The sequence below is a fragment of the Sphingopyxis sp. L1A2A genome (assembly GCF_005502465.1).
Taxonomy (GTDB): Bacteria; Pseudomonadota; Alphaproteobacteria; order Sphingomonadales; family Sphingomonadaceae; genus Sphingopyxis.
In genome coordinates, this window is record NZ_SCOT01000028.1 from 20839 (window position 1) to 39548 (window position 18710).

The window sequence follows — 18710 nt, forward strand, 5'->3', positions numbered from 1 at the left end:
CATGGCACGACCCTTTTTCCGCCGCCGCAAGACCTGCCCCTTCACCGCGAAGGACGCACCGGTCATCGATTACAAGGACGTTCGCCTGCTCCAGGGTTACCTGTCGGAGCGTGGCAAGATCGTCCCGTCGCGGATTACCGCGGTGTCCGCCAAAAAGCAGCGTGAGCTGGCGAAAGCGATCAAGCGCTCGCGCCACATCGGCCTGCTCCCCTACATTGTGAAGTAAGGAGGGCTGGTCTGATGGAAATCATTCTGCTCGAACGCATCGAGAAACTCGGCGGCATCGGCGATGTCGTCAACGTCAAGAACGGCTTTGCCCGCAACTATTTGTTGCCCAACAACAAGGCACTGCGCGCGAACGACACCAACCGCAAGCTGTTCGAAGCGAACCGCGGCAAGATCGAGGCTGACAACGCCGAACGCCGTGGCGAAGCCGAAGGCCGCGCCAAGGATATTGACGGCAAGCAGATCGTGCTGATCCGGCAGGCGTCGAACACCGGCCAGCTGTATGGTTCGGTTTCGGTCCGCGACATCGTCGACGCGCTCGCCGAAGACGGCGTCACTGGCCTCGGCAAGTCGATGGTTGAACTCGAACGCCCGATCAAGTCGCTCGGCCTCGTCGACGTCAAGGTCAAGCTGCACCCCGAAGTCATCGTGTCGGTCGGCGTCAACGTCGCCCGCTCGCCCGATGAAGCCGAGATGCAGAAGCAAGGCATCGACGTCATCGCCGCGATGTTCGAGGAAGAACAGGCCGAGGCGGTTGCCACGGCGCTGGAACCCGACAGCGAAGACGAATATGACGACGCGACGCCGCCGTCGGAACTGGCCGCCGAGGCCAGCGACGAAGCAGCGGACGACGCCAAGGAAGACTAAGCCTCCTTTGGCGAACGCCTTTTGAAAGGGCCGCGTTTCTTGATGGAAGCGCGGCCCTTTTGCGTTGGGGAATGGTGGTATTGGCAACCCGATGGCGAGAATGGCGGGTAACGACCTAAACTTGCCGTTCCGCCTCTCCTTTCGCCATTCCCGCGAAAGCGGGAACCAAGTTGCGCCGTCGGCTCGCTGGGTTCCCGCTTTCGCGGGAATGACGAAGAGGGTGTAAGTCCGCCCCCCCCCAAATCATCACCCATACCGCCAAAGACTGGCCAACCCGTCTCGCCTTTCCTATGGCGGCAAAGATGGCCGACGATCCGTTCCAGCCCCGCTTTGCCGCCGACGCGGGCTTGTTGCCGCATATGGCGGACCTCGCGAACGACCGGCTGCTCGTTGCGCTGCTGACCGAGGCCGACTATCGCGCCGCCAGTTTCCTCGATCAGCGGCTGCTGACCGACCGCATCGGCCGCGAATGGCTGGCGTGGGACGTCGTGCCCGATCTTGGTCCGGCCGCCGCAGCGCCGCATTTCATCTTTCATATCGGCCATGTCGGATCGACGCTGGTGTCGCGCCTGCTCGCCGACACCGACGACATTCTGCCGCTGCGCGAGCCGATGCTGCTGCGCACGCTGGCGCAGGTCGCCGAGCGGGTCGATCGGCCGGAGTCGGTCTGGTCACCCGACCGGTACCGCCAGCGGCTGGCGCAGACCGTCGGCTGGCTGGGCCGCGGCTTTGCGCCCGGCCAGCGCGCGATGGTCAAAGCGTCGAGCGTCATCACCGCGATCGCCGACGATCTGACCGGCGCCGATGGCCGCGCGCTGTTCCTCCACGTCCCCCTTGCCCGCTATATCGAGACGATCCTGGCGGGCGAGGCGTCGCTGGCCGAAACGCTGGCGCAGGCACCCGCCCGCATGGCGCGGTTGGCGGCGCAGCTTCCCGATTACCCGGTCGCGCTGTGGCAACTGCCCCCGGTCACGCGCATCGCGATGAGCTGGCTGTGCGAAATGGCCACCGCGCAGCGCACCGTGCCGCCGACCGATCCGCGCCACCTGTGGGTCGACTTTGAAGCGATGCTGGCCGCCCCCGCGCCATCGCTCGCCGCCATCTCCTCGCATTTTGGGCTGGCCGCCGATGCCGCGCGGATCGACGCGGCGCTCGCGGGGCCGATCATGCGCCAATATTCCAAGGCGCCCGAACATGGCTACAGCCCCGATCTGCGCCGCCAGTTGCAAGCCCAGGCCGCCGCCGACCACGCCCCCGCGATCACCGAGGCGATCGCATGGGTTGAAGCGCTGGCAAAGCGCTATACACGTCTCGCCGACCTGCCCGTCCACCGCCGATAGGAAGACCATGTTCAAGATCGTCCAGCTTCTCGACGACGCAACGGTGCGCACGCTGCGCGACATCGCCGCGAGCGGCCAGTTCGTCGATGGGCGGATCAGCAATCCGCATTCAACAGTAAAGAACAACCTGCAATTGCACGACGCCGGCGCCTATGAACGCTCGTCAAAGCTGTTGCTCGACGCGATGGTCCAGAACCCCGATTTCATGGCGTTTTCCTTTCCGGCCCGGATCGCCCCGCCGCTGCTGACACGCTATTCACCCGGCATGCACTATGGGCTGCACCCCGACGCCGCCTATATTCCGCTGCCCGACGGCCAGTTGCGCACTGATGTCAGCTGTACCGTCTTCCTGAACGATCCCGCCGACTATGACGGCGGCGCGCTGCATGTGCAGTTGGGCAACGCCGACCTGCGTTTCAAGGAAGCCCCCGGGGTCGCGGTTGTCTACCCCTCGCACACCCTGCACGAGGTCGAGCCGGTGACGCGCGGCGAACGGCTGGTCGCGATCACCTTCATTCAAAGCCTGATCCCCGACGTTGCACATCGCGGCCTGATGTACGACCTCAACGAAATCGCGGCAATCGAGGGTGGCCAGATGGACCCGGCGAATTTCACCCGGCTGCAGGCGGTGCAATATCAGTTACTCAGGATGTGGCGGCGCTGACCTGAAGCATTTTTTCGGCGAGGATCCATACCCACACCGCCAGCGTCAGCGCCCCGCCGGCAATCGTCGCCCGCACCGCGACCGACAGTAGCCGCGCCTGCGCGTCGATCGAATGGGTAAAGGCGGCGAACAACCGCTGGCGCAGCCCGTCGGCCTTGTCGAGGCCGTCGCTGTCGAACTCTTCGCCCAGCAGCAGCGCGCGCAAACACAGGAAACTGGAAAGGATCAGCGGCAGGATGCCGACAATGCTGGCGATCGTCAGCCATGGCTGCGTCGCGGCGTCGAGGCTGAGCGGGGCGCCGGGGCTCGCCGAAATCGGATGCGTCCCGATCGTGATCGCCAGCGCATTGAACGCCAGCAAGCCGCCAATCCGCACCGACAGATCGAGATCGCGATTTTCCAGAAACTCCAGATCGGCAATAAATCCCGCATCGGGCGTCTCGCCGCGCATTTCCTGAAAGGCGCGCAGCCGGGCGCGGAACGAATGATTCCGCCGCGCCCGCCAGCCCATCGTCAATAGCCCATCAGGCTCAGCACTTCCTTGCGGCTGCGCTGATCGTCGAGGAAGCAGCCGAGCAGGCGGCTGGTCACCATGCCGACCCCCGGCGTGCGCACCCCGCGCCCGGTCATGCAGCCATGCTGCGCGTCGATGACCACCGCGACGCCATGCGGCTGCAAATTGTCCCAGATGCACTTCGCGACGTCGGCGGTCAGCCGTTCCTGGACCTGCAGCCGCCGCGCATAGCCGTTGAGCACGCGCGCCAGCTTGGAAATGCCGACGACGCGGTCGCGCGGCATATAGGCGATCGACGCCTTGCCGGTGATCGGCGCCATATGATGTTCGCAGTGCGACTGGAACGGAATGTCTTTCAGCAGCACCAGCTCGTCATAGCCGCCGACTTCCTGGAAGGTGCGCGACAGATGGATCGACGGATCGTCGGCATAGCCGCTGCAATATTCCTTCCACGCCCGCGCCACCCGCCGCGGCGTGTCGAGCAAGCCTTCGCGGGCCGGGTCGTCGCCGGCCCATTCGATCAGCGTCCGCACCGCGTCCGCGACATGGTCGGGAACGATCACCTTGCCGTCCGGCCCCACTTCACTGCTGATGTCGCTCATCGCCCCGCTTTCACTGTTGCTTTCTTGCCGCACATTTCGGTGCCCATGCCCCGATAAGCAAGGGCTGGACAACAACAAATCTGCCCGGCGCGCAAGTTTACGTTGCGGAAACTTGGCTTTTTGCTTTTTTTAAGTTGTGCTGTTTCGCGTCGCTTTCCGGATCGAACAAGTGACTTGACGCTTGCGTCAAGTAAGCGCACCTTTGAGTTGCATTACAGAACCCGCTCAAGCGGGTCGTGATCCGGAGAGGCTGGCGTTTTCCCCGACGCCGGTGGGAGAGGACGATGACCAGCACAGCTGGCAAGTGGGATACACCCGGGCATCCGGCCGTTTCGGTCCGGTGCCCTTTGTCATGTCTGGTCTTATCCCCTCCCCTTACCACAATTTAAGTTTGGGCGGTTCCGCACCTGCGGGATCGAAAAAGGGAGGCTATAGATGAAGTTCAAGGCACTGATCGGAACCTCGATCCTGGCGATGGCGGTGGCGACACCGGCATGGGCGCAGGACGCGGCGGATGAAGTGGAACGCGATGCTTTCGGCGGCGAAATCGTCGTCACGGCGCAGCGCCAGTCGGAACGTCTGCAGGACGTGCCGATCGCGGTCAGCGCCTTTTCGTCCGAAGCGCTGGAGGCGCAGCAGATCAAGACCCCGTCGGATCTGCAGCTGACGCTGCCCAACGTCACCTTCACCAAAACCAACTTCACGAGCGCCAGCTTTACCATTCGCGGCATCGGCGATCTGTGCGTCGGCACGACCTGCGACAGCGCGACCGCGATCCACCTGAACGGCAGCCCGCTGTTTTCAACCCGCCTGTTTGAAACCGAATTCTTCGACCTGGAACGCGTCGAAGTGCTGCGCGGTCCGCAGGGCACCTTGTTCGGCCGCAACGCGACGTCGGGCGTGGTCAACGTCATCACCGCCAAACCGAAGCTGGGCGTTTTCGAGGCCGCGGCCGAGGCCGAATATGGCAATTATAATTCGATAAAGGGCAAGGCGATGGTGAATATTCCCATCGGCGACACCCTGGGCCTGCGCGTTGCGGGCATCTACCTCAACCGCGACGGCTATACCAAGAACCTGTTCCTGAACACGCGCATCGACGACCGCGATCTTTATTCGGTCCGCGGCTCGCTGCGTTGGGAACCCAGCGACGATACCACGGTCGATCTGCTCGCCTCCTATTTCCACGAGCGCGACAATCGCACCCGTATCCAGAAACAGCTGTGCCAGCGTGATCCGACCGGCATCCTTGGCTGTTTGAACAACCGCCGCGACAATTCGCCGTTCAACGGCAACGCAACCTTTACCGCCGCGCTGACCTCGCGCGAGTTTCTGGCGACCCAGGGTATTCCGGTCGGCGTTGTTGGCCCGACAAACCCGCTCGGACTCAATTTCGCGCTGGGCAGCCTTTACGGTCCGGACGTCTATGCGAACTCGACGATCCCCAGCGATCCGCGGGTCGTCAACACCGCCTTCACCCCCGAATATTTCACCAGCGAGCTGACGCTGCGCGGCGAAATCGAGCATAATTTCGGGCCCGTCTCGGTGTCGCTGTCGGGCCAGTATCAAAAGGTGAAACTGGAATCCCAGCAGGACTATAACAGCAACGTACCGAACCGCACGCTCTATGCCACCGGTTTGGCGTCATTGCAGGCGGCTGCCGGCGGTGGATTGGGCCCGACACTGGTTCCCTATTTCGCCCCCGTCGTGGCCGCGCTTATCCCCAACGGCCCCGGCGGCCCGCTTTGCACCTCGCAAGCCGATGACAGCGGACTGGGCAGTTATGGCGGCAACCGCATCTGCGATGCGACGTCGCTGCAATTCGACCGGTCAAACCAGTATAACAGCAGCTGGTCGGCCGAAGGCATCATCTCCAGCGATTTCGACGGCCCGTTCAACTTCCTGCTCGGCGGCATCTATGCCGACTATGAGCTGACCGAAAACAGCTACTATGTGAACGCCTTTCCGATCGACTATCTCACCGGCGTCCTTGGCGCGTTCACCTCGTTCAGCAATGGCTTGCCGCCGTCGTTCCTTGGCACGCCATTCTTCCGCAACAACACCGACCAACTCGACATCAAATCCTATGGCATTTTCGGCGAAGCCTATGTCGAGCTGAGCGACCGGGTCAAAATCACAGCGGGCCTGCGGTACAACAATGACAAGAAAAGTGTGCTGGCGCGCTCGACTCTCGCCAGCTTCCTGGTCCCGCACGGCCAGACCGGAAGCGCATTCGATTCGCCGTTCGTCGGATCGTTCGACGCCGATCCTGGCACGGCAGGCAACCAGCTGTTCCAGTCACGCAGCGTGTCGTTCAACAAGCTGACCGGCCGCGCGGTGATCGATTTCAAGGTCACCGACGACAATCTGATCTATGCGTCCTATTCGCGCGGCTATAAATCGGGCGGTATCAACCCGCCGCTGCAACCGATTTTTGCGGTTCCCGAATCCTTCAAGCCCGAACAGGTCGATTCGTTCGAAATCGGGTCGAAGAACACCTTCGGCAACGGCGAGCTTCAGCTGAACCTGACCGCCTTCTATTATAAATATAAGGATCTCCAGCTCAGCCGCATCGTCGCGCGTACCTCGGTCAACGACAATGTGAACGCCAACATCTATGGCTTCGAGGCCGAAGCGCTGGTGCGGCCCGATCCCGACTGGGTGATCAACCTGGGCTTCAGTTACCTGAAGACCAAGGTGACGGGTGACAGCTTCTTCAGCAACCCGCGCGACTTTGGTGGCGGCCGCGCCGATGCTGTCATCATCAAGGACATCACCAATGCGGCCAACTGCGCGGTGGCCTCGACATCGGGCAGCGTGGCCGGGGTCAACGGCTATGTGAACCAGATCAACGCGCTCATCAACGGCGGCGCCTTTGCCGCCAATGGCGTGCGCGGCGGTGCGGGCCTGCAGAACACGACCACCTTCCCAGCCGATGGCGGGATCGCCTCGACCGGGGCGTTCAGCATCTGCGGCATCCTCCAGGCCGCGGCCGCGAGCGTCGGTCCGGCATTCGGCGGGGTCGAGGTGTTCTCGGCCGGTATCCCGGTCAACATCAAGGGCAACCAGTTGCCGCAGGCACCGAACTACAAGTTCAGCTCCGGCGTGCAATATACCGCGCGCCTCGGCGATGGCGGCATGACGCTCGTCCCGCGCTTCGATCTGGCCTACACCGGTGACAGCTCGGGCAGCATCTTCAACGGCAACGTCAACAAGATCAAAGGCTATGCCCAGGTGAACGCCCAGATGCAGCTGAACGGCACCGACGACAAATGGTACGTCCGCGCTTTCGTTCAGAACATCTTTGATGCCAACAGCGTCACCGGCCTGTACGTCACCGACCAGTCGTCGGGCAATTATACGAACATCTTCACCCTCGAACCGCGCCGCTACGGCATCGCGGCGGGCGTGAAGTTCTAAACGCGAGCTTGGCAACGCCAACAAAAAGCCCCGGCCTCTCAATCGAGAGGCCGGGGTTTCTTTTGTCCGCTGATCCGGTGGCCGGGGCGTTTGCGGCCCCGGCCTACCGCGATCAGAATTTGAAGCGAACGGTGCCGCCATAGGTGCGCGGCTGGCTGGGATAGCCCGACACGCTGCCCGCCTGCGCCACCGCCGGGAAGATCGTCGTCAGATATTGCGCATCGGTCAGGTTGCGGCCCCACACGCCGACGTCCAGTCCGTTGGTCAGCCGGATCGTGAACGATGCGTTGAGCGAGTTGACCTCGCGCTGCAGACCCTCGACGACGCCCGCCGGGAAGCCGCTCAGGCCCTCGACGATCTGGACCGGGCTTTCATACGCATAGTCGACGTGCGCGATCGCCTTGGTCCCGCCCGCAAATTCATGCGTGTAGGTGGCGCCCATCGACATCGACAGCGCGGGGATACCCGCGGGCGTGGTGCCCGAGATGTCGCCGAAGGCCGAGTTGACGAAGCTGTCATATTTGGCGTCGAGATAGGTCGCCGCCAGCGTCAGGTTGAGCCCGTCGACCGGCCGCACCGAACCGTCGAACTCGATGCCAAAGGTCGATTGCTTGCCGGCGTTGGCCAGCGCGAAGCCGGTGCCGGTAAAGACGTTCGACTGGAAGCCCTTGATCGACTGTTTGAACACCGCGATGTTGACCGCCGCGACGTCCCACTGGCCCTTCAGACCGAACTCGTAAACGGTCGATTCTTCGGGAGCCGCAAAGCGCGAACCCGCGGCAAGGTTGGGGGTGCGGAGGCCCGCAGCGGTGATCGCGGGCAGGTCCGACGCCAGCGGGCGGCTGTCGCGCGACAGATTAACCGAGCTCGCCTTAAAGCCCGTCGCATAGGTCGCATAGACGTTGACCGTGTCGGTCAGCTCATAGGCGGCGCGGACGCTGTATGAAAAATCACCGTCGTTGGTCTTGCCGTCCTCGACCGAATTCGGAACGTTCAGGAACGGCGGCAGAAACTGGAACGCCTTCAGACCATTGAGCGGGTTCGCCGCCGGGTTGTTCTGGTTGGCGGCGGCAAAGGCCAGGAACTGCTGGAAGATCGGCGCGGTCGCGGGGTTGGTTGCGAAAGCGGCGACAGCGGCCGGATTGTTCGGATTGACCCCCGCCTGCTGCAACGCGCCGCCCAGCAGCAACTGGTTGCGGAACGGTGCATATTGCGGCGCATCGAGATTAATGCCCGAGAACACATCAGTGCTGATCACATTGGTCGAGAAGTCCTTGCGATCCTTGGTATAGTTACCGCCGAGCGTCAGCGTCAGCCGGTCGCTGACCTCGAAATCGAGCGTGCCAAAGACCGAGAAGGCCTCGTCCTTCAGACGATAGGCTTCGTCGAGGCCATTGCCGGCGCGGAAGAAGGTGTTGGTGTAACGAGTCGGTGCGCCTTCGAGCGTCCCGAACGTCGCCTCCAGCATCGCGACGTTCAGCGCATTGCCGCTCGCCGCCCGGATCAGCTGGTCGCCATAGGGGCGGAACTGGGTACCGAAACGGATGTCGTTTTTCTGGGCGATCTTTTCGTTGAAATAATAACCGCCGAGCAGGAAGTTGATCGGGCCGTCAAAGTCCGACGTCAGGCGCAGTTCCTGGGTGAAGGTGTCGATCCCCAGATCCTGGCTGTTCTCGCCGATCAGGTCGGCGCCGGTGAAGTCCGAATCCTGGTTGGTCAGCGCCTTGACCTCGCGGTACGCGGTGATCGACGTCAGCGCCATCGTGCCCAGATCATAATCGATCTGCGCCGAACCGCCGTAATTTTCGATCTCGTTCGACGACAGGAAATTATTGTACACATTGAATGAGAAGGGGTTGTTGGCGTCGACGCTGGGACCGCCCGCCAAGGCATTGGTGATCGCGATCGTCGGACCGGCGATGACGTTGCCGGCGATGCAGCAATTTTCGTCGATCTTGTCATAATCGCCGATCAGGCGGATCGACAGGGCGTCGGTCGGTTCGAACAGCAATTGGCCGCGCACGCCCCAACGGTTGCGATCGTTGACGTCGGTGTCGAGCTTCAGATCCTGGGCATAGCCGTCGCGGCGGTTGAAGCTGCCGCCGAGCGAGAAGGCGACGGTTTCGCTGATCGGGCCGGTGACGTCACCCTTGACGGTGATCGCGTTGAAATTGCCATAGGTCGCCTCGACCGAGCCACCGAAGTCATATTGCGGCTTTTGCGTGACGATGCTGATGACGCCCGCCGATGCGTTCTTGCCGAACAAAGTCGACTGCGGGCCGCGCAGCACTTCGATACGCTCGACATTGGGAAGGTCGCCGATCTGGGCGGCCGAACGCGAACGATAAACGCCGTCGATGAACACGCCGACCGACGGTTCGATCCCCGCGTTATTGGCGCCATTGCCGAAACCGCGGATGATGAAGTTGGTGTTGGCGCTCGACTGCAGCTGCGACACGCGCAGGCTGGGCACCGCGGTCTGCAGGTCAATGAGGTCGCGGATCTGCGATTCCTCCAGCTGCGCCGCCGACGTCACCGACACCGCAACCGGGGTATCCTGCAACGTTTGCGACCGCTTCGACGCGGTCACGATGATGTCATTGCCATAATCGGTATCGTCGACGGCAACCGCGCTATCGTCGGCGGGGGCAGCGTCCTGGGCAAAAGCGACGACGGGGGCGGCGCTGGCGCACAGCATCGTGGCGCCCAGCAAAAGGTTGCGCAAAGTCATGATGTATCTCTCTCCAAACCGGTGAAAGCGCGGCCTTTCGCCAAAGCGGGAGATGCCCCACCGGAACGGCCCGCTGTAATATCACCGACCGCCGCGTCAACGCGGCGGCAGTGTACCGGTCCGATTTTCTCGCGATTTGTGACCGAAAAGCAACAGTTTGCACTGCAGCAAAATGCGAGCACGGCGACTCTAACCGCGGCGCGCGGGCCCTACTCCACCGCGCGCCAGGCACCGGGCGCAAGGTCGCCGAGCTCCCAGGCGCCGATCCGCAACCGCACAAGCCGTAGCGTCGGATAGCCGACCGCGGCGGTCATCCGGCGCACCTGGCGATTGCGCCCTTCGGTGATGATGATCTCCAGCCAGCTGTCGGCGACGCTCTTGCGGTATCGCACCGGCGGATCGCGCGGCCACAGCGGCGGCGGCGCAATGCAGCGGGCCTGTGCGGGCCGGGTCGGGCCATCGTTCAGGTCGACCCCGGTCCGCAACCGGTCGAGACTCGCAGCGTCGGGTTCGCCCTCGACCTGCACCAGATAGGTCTTGGACGTCTTGTGCCGCGGCGACGCGATGCGCGCTTGCAACGCGCCGTCGTCGGTCAGGATCAGCAAGCCTTCGCTGTCACGGTCGAGCCGCCCGGCGGGATAAACCTGCGGCACATTGATATAGTCCGACAGCGTTGCGCGCGCCTCGGGCTGGCTGCGATCGGTGAACTGCGACAGGACGCCATAAGGTTTGTTGAACAGGATGATGCGACCCACGGCTTTCCTCCCCGCCACGCCGCACCACGGGCGCGACCAACCCTGCCGATGCCTATCAGGAAAATGGTGCCCGGGGACGGGTTCGAACCGCCGACACTGCGATTTTCAGTCGCATGCTCTACCAACTGAGCTACCCGGGCTGGGCCGCTGCGACCCGATGGCCGCGCTGGCGAGCGGCGGCTATAGGCACGGCTTTCCATCCTGTCCAGTGGCTTTGTGGTGCCTGTTTTCCGGGCTCAGCCGTCGTCGAAACGGTCATCGTCGGCGGTGCCGTCGGGCGCCTGTGCGGCGGGCACGCGATAGCCTTCGCCGAACCACTTCAGCAGGTCGCGGTCGCGGCAGCCGCGGCTGCAAAAGGGTTTGAATTCCGCCTCGCGCGGCTTGCCGCAGAGGGGACAGCGCGGCGATCTACTGGGCATGCCCAATTCCTTTGCTGGCGGCGTCGGGGGTCAGCTGAACCGGACGGCCGGTGCGATTTTGCAGGGCGGCGATCCACGTCGGATCCGCCGTAATATGGTCGATCACCGCGGGGCGTGCGGTCAGGGTCAAAACCCCTGTCCCAACCGACCGCTCGGCCTGGCGCAGCAACAGCGCCGCGTCGGTCGGGACGGGGTCGAGCACGACCTGTTCGATCAGCGACGGGCGATCGCGGCGGCGGATAATCTGCATCAGCCCGAACCCGTTGACCGCGGTGCGTTCATAGGGTTGCGGCAGCGCCGCATCGACCGCGGCGTCGATCGCGTGGCGCCCGGCGCGATCGGGCAGTGAAGGAAAATCGATGCCGATCGACCCGCCGATGTCGCAGCAGCGGATGACACCCGCCGCCGCGCGCGCGCCCGCCTTGGCCAGCGTCAGCGCGTCGCCGTCGCCATCGATGTCGATCAGCACCATTGCCGGGGTCGCATCGACCCACAGCGCGCCGCCCGCGAACGGCCAATGGCCGGTGCGGACATGGTCGATCAGTTCGGACCAGCCCGCCTGTTCGAGCCGATCGGGGTCGGTCGGGCGCAGGTCGGTTACCGGCAGGCCGCTCGCGGCAATGCGGGTGCGCAGATCAGGACCGTCACCGACCGCTGCGCCCGCCTCGGCCAGCCGTGCCCGCGCCGGCTTGTCGCGGCCGCGCTCGCGCAGGCTCATGCGGGTGACCTCGACCGTCAGCGCCGCACCGATCGACGTCGCAGGCGGCAATCCGGTCAGCGAGGCCAGCGGCGCGCCGGGCCAGTCGAGTGCCACCATCGGCGGTTTACCGGTCTCGAGCAGCCGCGCTGCAACGATTGCACCGACACGCGGCCCGGCGCCGTCGCGTTCGATCCGCGCCTCAAGGATTTCCTCGCCATCGACCAGCGCCGCGCGCGCCTCGCCGATCCCGGCTTCGTACAGCCACTCAGCCAAGCGCGATGCCCGCACTGGTCAGCAGCGTTCGCGTTTCAAACAGCGGCAGGCCGACGACATTGGAATGGCTGCCCGACAGGAAGCGGACAAAAGATTCGGCGCGCCCCTGGATCGCATAACCGCCGGCCTTGCCCATGCCTTCGCCCGATTCGACATACCAGTCGACCTCGGCGGCGCTCAGCACCTTGAACGCAACGACGGTATCAGCAACGCGCACCCGCGGCTTGCCGTCGATGCCGACGACGCACAGCCCCGAATAGACATGGTGCCGCCGCCCCGACAACAGCGCCAACATGCGGCGCAGATCGGCTTCGTCGACGGGCTTTTCCAGGATGCGGCGCCCGATCGCCACGGTCGTGTCGCCGGCCAGCACCACTTCATGCGGCGCGCGATCAACCGCCAGCGCCTTGGCCCGGGCGAGCCGTGCGACATAGTCGCGCGGCAATTCGGCCTTCCGCGGCGTCTCGTCGATGTCGGGGGACGCAATACGCGTCGGCGCGACGCCGATCCGCGCCAGCAATTCATGCCGGCGCGGCGAAGTCGAAGCCAGTACGAGAGCCGGATTTGGCGCGGGAATGTTCGCCGCGCTGTTCACTTGAAGCGATAGGTGATCCGACCCTTGGTCAGGTCATAAGGGGTGAGTTCGACGAGCACTTCGTCGCCAACGAGCACGCGGATGCGGTTCTTGCGCATCTTCCCGGCCGTATGGCCCAGAATCTCGTGGTCATTTTCCAGTTTGACGCGAAACATCGCGTTGGGCAGCAGTTCGACCACTTGGCCGCGCATTTCCAGAAGTTCTTCTTTCGCCATCAGTCCTCTATGGGCTCGATATTCAAGGATGCGCGCCCATAACGCCAATTTGCGGCAATTGAAAGCAATCTGTCATACCCATGAGTTTCGTCATCCCGAACTGGATCCGGCATCCATCTTTTCATCGAGGACGGGTGGCCCCTGGATCATGTCCGGGGTGACGACATCGACCGGTCAGGACACAAGTCTGAGCCGCCGCGCGATCCGCCATGCCACCGTCTTCGCCCAGGCATAGCTCGGCCAGCGCGGCGGCATTGCGGGGTTCAGCCCGATGCGGCGCAGCGCCGCGTTGGCCGCATGCGCTTCCGACTCACGGTAACTCCATTCGCTGCGCCACGTGATCGACAGCGAGATCGACGGCGCATCGCCATTGGCGACGAAATGCGGCGCCATCACCGGCATCAGCACTGCGTCGCCAGGGCCAAGCGGCACCTGCTGCGCACCGCCCTGATAATCCTCTTCCCACGGCAGGTTGCGATGACCACCGGTGTGATATCGCTCATGCTCGCGGCGGTGGGCAAAGCGTTCGTCGCCCGACGGCCACACGTTCATCACCTTGGTGCCGCGCAATTGCAGCAGGATATTATGCTCGGGATCGAAGTGAAACGGCGTGATCGACCCCGGAGACGAGATGAAGATGAACCCCTGCGGGGTCAGCATCGCGCCGGTGCGCGGGTTCACCACCGGTTCGAGTTCGCCGAGCAGGTCCATCAGCAGCGCGCGATAGGCCGGAACATTCTCGATATTCTTGAGCACCGCCCAGCTGCCATTGCTGTCGATGGTGCGGATCGTTTCGCCGATCGACAGGCCGTTCGAGGGAATATCTTCGGGGCGGATACCGATCGGAACATCGCCCGGATTATATTCGACCTCGCTCGCCGGCAGGCCTTCGCCAAGCTCTGCCAGCGCTTCGAGCGACAGCAACGGATGGTCGGGCAGATGATGATGGAGCAGCCCCGCCTGCTGCGGATACAGCGCCGCCATCGCCGCCAGCGTGGCGGGCGGAAAGACGGGCGCGGCGATCGGCTGGGGCGCGGTCATGTCGGGCTTTCTATCGCATTTTCGGTCGCGGGGGCACCCTTGCGGCGCCGCCAGAAACGCTCGGCGCGGGTCAGCATCGCGAACCGCAGCCGGTCGGCGGGGGCTGACAAAGCGGCGTTGACCCAGACCAGCGCGCGGCGCTCGCGCCAGACGCTGTCGATCATCGGATGGTCGGGCGCGGCGCAGCTGTCGACCCACGCGATCACGGGATCGCGGAGCAGGTCGAGGTTCGCCTGTTGCAGCAGCACCCCGGGCGAAAAGCGGGCATAATCCTCGTCGAACGCGGTCTTGAACGAAAAGCCCCCCGGCGGCGCCAGGAAGTTGATCAGCATCGCCAGCGGCCGGTCGCTCAGGTCGAGCGCGCGCATATCGAGCCGGCCCGCGTCGGCGGCGCCCGCCACGATCGCGCGGAACCACGCTTGCGTGTCGCTATGGCTGGCGAGCGCAGAGCCGGCGCGCCCTTTCCACCCGCGCGCTTCCAGGTCGAGGAAGGCGTCGATCCACGGATCGATCGCTTCGCCCGCCTGCCAGCAGCGAAAGCCCACCGCGCCCTGTTCGGCCAGGCGGTTCGCCTGCCGCCGCAATTCCTTGCGCTTTTTGGCGCGCACCGCGGCGTCCCAATAATCTTCGGGAGACAGCTGACTGTCGAGCAGCGCGCGCTCCTCGCGGTGGACGACCTCCACCTCACCGCCGCGCACCCGCGCGACATCGATCAGCGCACGGTGCAACGGGCCATCTTCGGTCAGGCGCGGCACATGCAGCAACGTGCGCGCCCACGGCGCCGCGTCGCACCAGCCGAGCAGGATCGACCAGAACAGGCTTTCAAACCCCGCGCGGACCAGCGGGGCGCCGTGAAAATGATTCGGATGCGCCCAACCGCTGACATGGCGCAGCGGCAGGCGGCCATAACGCGCCGCGGCAGCGATCGGCATGATCCCGATCACCGGCCCGTCGCTGCCATCGCGCACCATCACCAGCCGCGCATTGCGCTCGGGGTCGAGCAGATGCAGCGCCGATTGCAGACACCAGCGTTCGGCGAACGGATTGGGTTCGCTCGCCTCCGCCGCCAGCCGGTCCCACGCCGCCGCCAGCTCGTCCGACAGCGCCAGCGGATCGACGACACGAACCGTCAGCGGATCGGCGGGGGCGGCGTTGGCAGGAAAGGCGGGGTGCACCGTCATCGGGTGGAGGTTAGCAGGGAAGCGTTAAAATGGGGTGGCGATTTGACTCACCCCTTCCCCCTTGATGGGGGAAGGATACGCAGCCCTATCGCGCAGCGATTAGGCGAAGTTGGATGGGGGTGACGGCGCGTCCTTGAACGGTCATCCAAAGCCGCGAGCGCACCCCTACCGCTGCGACTAGCGAACAAGTTCGCAAGTCTCGCTGCCTCCCCCATCAAGGGGAAGGGACAAAATCCTCAAATCCCGAACAATTTCGCCAGCGACTTCTCCAGCATGAAAAACTGCCAGATCAACCGCCCATGGTCGCGCCGCCCCGACTGGTGTACGGCAACGATGCGTTCGATTTCCGCCATGTCGAACCAGCCCGATCGCGCCAGCGTCGACGACGTCGCCAGCCCCTTCGCCTGCTCTACCAAAGCCCCGCGGAACCAGTGCGACACCGGCGTCACAAATCCCATCTTCTGCCGATACAGGATGTCGTGCGGCAGATAGCGTTCCATCGCCTGCTTCAGGATCGCCTTGCCCGTCCCGCGCTTGACGCGCATCGCCGCGGGCAGGCTCGCGGCAAATTCGATCAGGCGATAGTCGAGCAAAGGCTCGCGCGCCTCCAGGCTCACCGCCATGCTCATCCGGTCGGTCTTGGTCAGGATGTCGCCGGGCAGCCAGATCATCAGATCGGCATATTGGGCGCGGTCGAGCGGCTCGCGCGCCGGGGCGTCGGCCATCGCTTTCCAATAGCGCGCCTCGGCGACATGATCGCCCAGCGCATGGTGCGCCGCGTCGTTGAACAGCCGCGCGCGTTGCCCGACGCCCGTCACCCCGACCGCCTCGGCATAGCCCTCCGCCCCGCTCTTCGACAGGCTGGCCAGCGTCGCGCGGGCGCGCAGCGGGCGCGGCGCCCAGTCCATTTGCGGCCACACCTTCGCCAGCGGCCCCAGCACCCCGCGGCGCATGAAACCGGGGATCAGCCCGCGCAGCCGTTCCTCCTGATGCTGGAACACCAGCCGCCGGTATCCCGCGAATGCCTCGTCAGCGCCATCGCCCGACAGCGCCACCGTCACCTCTTCGCGCGCCAGTTCGCAGACGCGATACGTCGGCAGCGCACTGGCGTCGGCAAAGGGCTCGTCGAAATGGTCGGCGATCGTGTCGACCAACCCGAAGTCGCCCGACGACACGGTGCGGGTGCGGTGATCGGTCGCGAAACGCTCGGCGATTTGCTGGGCATAAGCGGTCTCGTCAAGCGCCGCCTGATCGAAGCCGATCGTGCAGGTCTTGACCGCCTTGGCGCTCGCCTCCGCCATCAGCGCGACCACCGCGCTGCTGTCGACCCCGCCCGACAGGAAGGCGCCGAGCGGCACGTCGGCGACCATGCGGTCGGTGACCGCGGCGCGCATCAGATGGACGAGATGCTCGGCCGCCTCGGCCTCGCTTGCGCGGATGCGTTTGGAAAAATCGGGCGCCCACCAGCGCGTCGGCGCCGGCACCGGCTTGCCGCGTTCGAGCAACAGGTAATGCCCCGCGGCCAGCTTCTCGACCCCCGCGACGATGCAATTGTCGTCAGGGACATAACCAAAGGCGAGGAAATCCTCGATTGCGGTCAGGTTCGCTTCCTGCCGCAGCAACGGGTTGCGCAGCAGCCCCTTCAGTTCCGAGGCAAACGCCACCGACCCGTCCGACAGCCGCGCATAATGCAGCGGCTTCACCCCCAAGCGGTCGCGCGCCAGAAACAGACAACCGCGCTGATGATCGTGGATCGCAAAGGCGAACATCCCGTTCAGCCGCGACAGGCAATCCGGCCCCCATTGCCGCCACGCCGCGATGATGACCTCGGTATCACCACTGGTCCGGAAGCGATGCCCGCGATCCTCCAGCTCGCTCCGCAACTCGCGGAAATTATAGATTTCGCCATTGTAGGTGAGCGTCACCGCCTCGTCATCGCTCGCCATCGGCTGCGGGCTGCCCTCAATGTCGATGATCGACAGGCGCAAATGGCCGAGGCCGACCCCCGCCGCGGTCCACTCGCCCGATCCGTCGGGACCGCGGTGCTGCATCGGTGACAGCATCGCGCGCAGCCGCGCCGGGTCGACGGGCTTTGCCGTCTCCAGATGATAGATGCCCGCGATCCCACACATGGGCCGGTCCCTATCGTAGTTTCAGCGCGCGGTCAGCCATTGCCTTGGCTCCGCCCGACGCGGAAACGAAATCCTCCACCGCATCGCGCCCGCCCTGCCGCGCCTCGCTCGACACGATCAGCGACAGCGCGCGCGGATCGCCGCCAAGCAGTCGCGCCTTGAGCCCCGCGAGCTTCGCCCGGCGCGGATCGCCGGTTACCGCGCCATCGACGACATACCAGGTCGCCGCATCACGCAGCACCGGGCCGGGATGAAACAGGCGTTCGGTCCTCGTGCCCTCGACCGCGGGCAGCGACGCGCTCCACGCCCATTGGCTGTCGGGATCGACCGCCCCCTGCCCGAACGCGACAACTTCGCGCCCTTCGGCCTGACGTTCATAGCCGCCGATCGCGACGGTCACCCGGCGCCCCGTGGCATCGACAAAGTGCCGCAGCAGCCGCTGGTCGGCGCCATCAAAGCGCGGCGTCCACGCCATGCCGCCGGCGCGCGCTTCGCTCCATCCGCGCGGCGCCTCGACTGCCATCGTCTCGGGCAACGGCGCGCTGCGCCCGCCGACCAGCCATGCCCAGCCCGCAAAGATCAACGGGATCGCCAGCGCCGCAGCCAACACCGTCTTGGCCGGACCAACAAAACGCGGCGGGCCATCCAGCCCGCTCACATCGACCGCAACATCGTTCGCGGGCCGATCGAACCAGCGCCACGCCACCAGCATCACGATCGCAATCACCAGCCCGAAGAAGATCCAGCCATAGAAGATATGATCGATGCCGCCCGCCGCCTCGATCCCCCAGATTTCGGCGGCAACCATCGTGCCATAGGCGCGCAGCGCATTGGCAAAGATCGTGGTGGCCAAGGCAGCCAAGACAAAGACGATCCGCCGCGTCCAGCTCTTGAAACACAGATGCGCCGCGAACACCGCATAAGCGAGCATCGCGATCAGGAAATTGATCCCCGAACATTCCTCGGCAACCTCGAAGAAGCCCGCGGGCGTGGTGATAAACACCCCCTCCATCTCGGCGTCGATGCCCGACAAATGGAGCAGGACGACGCTGATATGCGCGGTAAAGGTCTGGAGCAGCGGCACCAGCTCCTCGCCAAACGGCACCAGCAGCAGCGCATAGCCCAGCGGGAACAGCAATCCGCGCACCAGCTTCTCGCCCAGCGCCGCGCCGACCGCGCCCTGCAGCATGAGCACCAGCCCGAGCTGGCGGAACAGTCCCACCCCAGCCGCCTCGCCGGCCAGCCACACCAGCCC

The 18710-nt window shown here is 64.7% G+C and carries 17 protein-coding genes and 1 tRNA gene; 5 read left to right on the top strand and 13 right to left on the bottom strand.

The window, feature by feature from the left end; translation table 11 throughout:
* Position 1 precedes the first annotated feature (1 nt).
* The 4 genes from rpsR (at position 2) to FFS68_RS13830 (ending at position 2877) form a co-directional block, all read left to right on the top strand.
* Entirely contained in the window at positions 2-226 is a 225-nt protein-coding gene (rpsR, locus tag FFS68_RS13815; protein WP_088440322.1) for a 30S ribosomal protein S18, read from the top strand.
* Between the two features lie 14 nt (positions 227-240).
* Positions 241-873, top strand: a complete 633-nt coding sequence (gene rplI / locus FFS68_RS13820) for a 50S ribosomal protein L9 (protein WP_137753780.1) — start codon at positions 241-243, stop codon at positions 871-873.
* Positions 874-1175: 302 nt separating this feature from the next.
* Positions 1176-2213: a hypothetical protein gene (locus tag FFS68_RS13825; RefSeq protein ID WP_137753781.1), complete on the top strand. Its 1038-nt coding sequence runs from the start codon at positions 1176-1178 to the stop codon at positions 2211-2213.
* A gap of 7 nt (positions 2214-2220) precedes the next feature.
* Entirely contained in the window at positions 2221-2877 is a 657-nt protein-coding gene (locus FFS68_RS13830; RefSeq protein WP_137753782.1) for a Fe2+-dependent dioxygenase, read from the top strand.
* Here the strand turns inward: FFS68_RS13830 and FFS68_RS13835 are convergent.
* Both FFS68_RS13835 and folE read right to left on the bottom strand, forming a co-directional pair.
* Positions 2858-3388: a hypothetical protein gene (locus tag FFS68_RS13835; RefSeq protein ID WP_137753783.1), complete on the bottom strand. Its 531-nt coding sequence runs from the start codon at positions 3386-3388 to the stop codon at positions 2858-2860. The two genes, FFS68_RS13830 and FFS68_RS13835, sit on opposite strands and share 20 nt — an antisense overlap.
* 2 nt (positions 3389-3390) lie before the next feature.
* The gene (gene folE / locus FFS68_RS13840) at positions 3391-3993 is read right to left on the bottom strand and encodes a GTP cyclohydrolase I FolE (protein WP_171003884.1); all 603 of its coding nucleotides are present in this window, start codon (positions 3991-3993) and stop codon (positions 3391-3393) included.
* A gap of 435 nt (positions 3994-4428) precedes the next feature.
* Between folE and FFS68_RS13845 the strand changes: the two genes are divergently transcribed.
* Complete coding sequence (locus tag FFS68_RS13845) at positions 4429-7413, top strand: TonB-dependent receptor (RefSeq protein WP_137753784.1); 2985 nt, start codon at positions 4429-4431, stop codon at positions 7411-7413.
* Positions 7414-7525: 112 nt separating this feature from the next.
* Here FFS68_RS13845 and FFS68_RS13850 read toward each other — a convergent pair whose 3' ends face one another.
* The 11 genes from FFS68_RS13850 to xrtA all read right to left on the bottom strand — a co-directional run.
* Positions 7526-10144, bottom strand: coding sequence for a TonB-dependent receptor (locus FFS68_RS13850; protein ID WP_171003885.1), 2619 nt, complete (start codon positions 10142-10144; stop codon positions 7526-7528).
* 209 nt (positions 10145-10353) lie between these two features.
* Positions 10354-10899, bottom strand: coding sequence for a pseudouridine synthase (locus FFS68_RS13855; protein ID WP_137753785.1), 546 nt, complete (start codon positions 10897-10899; stop codon positions 10354-10356).
* A gap of 64 nt (positions 10900-10963) precedes the next feature.
* Positions 10964-11039 (bottom strand) — tRNA-Phe (locus FFS68_RS13860).
* A gap of 96 nt (positions 11040-11135) precedes the next feature.
* Positions 11136-11318: a DNA gyrase inhibitor YacG gene (gene yacG / locus FFS68_RS13865; RefSeq protein WP_137753786.1), complete on the bottom strand. Its 183-nt coding sequence runs from the start codon at positions 11316-11318 to the stop codon at positions 11136-11138.
* Positions 11308-12291 carry a ribonuclease gene (locus FFS68_RS13870; protein ID WP_137753787.1) on the bottom strand — a complete coding sequence of 328 codons (984 nt, stop codon included), beginning with the start codon at positions 12289-12291 and terminating at the stop codon, positions 11308-11310. The genes yacG and FFS68_RS13870 overlap by 11 nt, the downstream gene beginning before the upstream one ends.
* Positions 12284-12886, bottom strand: coding sequence for a nucleoside triphosphate pyrophosphatase (locus tag FFS68_RS13875; RefSeq protein ID WP_137753788.1), 603 nt, complete (start codon positions 12884-12886; stop codon positions 12284-12286). Before FFS68_RS13875 ends, FFS68_RS13870 begins: the two co-directional genes overlap by 8 nt.
* Entirely contained in the window at positions 12883-13101 is a 219-nt protein-coding gene (gene infA, locus FFS68_RS13880; protein WP_010162480.1) for a translation initiation factor IF-1, read from the bottom strand. The genes FFS68_RS13875 and infA overlap by 4 nt, the downstream gene beginning before the upstream one ends.
* Before the next feature lie 174 nt (positions 13102-13275).
* Positions 13276-14142: a cupin-like domain-containing protein gene (locus FFS68_RS13885; protein WP_137753789.1), complete on the bottom strand. Its 867-nt coding sequence runs from the start codon at positions 14140-14142 to the stop codon at positions 13276-13278.
* A complete protein-coding gene (locus tag FFS68_RS13890) occupies positions 14139-15323 on the bottom strand; it encodes a GNAT family N-acetyltransferase (protein ID WP_137753790.1) in 1185 nt (394 codons plus the stop codon). The genes FFS68_RS13885 and FFS68_RS13890 overlap by 4 nt, the downstream gene beginning before the upstream one ends.
* 236 nt (positions 15324-15559) lie before the next feature.
* A complete protein-coding gene (locus tag FFS68_RS13895) occupies positions 15560-17455 on the bottom strand; it encodes an XrtA/PEP-CTERM system amidotransferase (protein ID WP_137753791.1) in 1896 nt (631 codons plus the stop codon).
* A 10-nt stretch (positions 17456-17465) separates the two neighbouring features.
* The coding region (xrtA, locus tag FFS68_RS13900; protein ID WP_137753792.1) for an exosortase A at positions 17466-18710 on the bottom strand (1245 nt) is incomplete at its 5' end.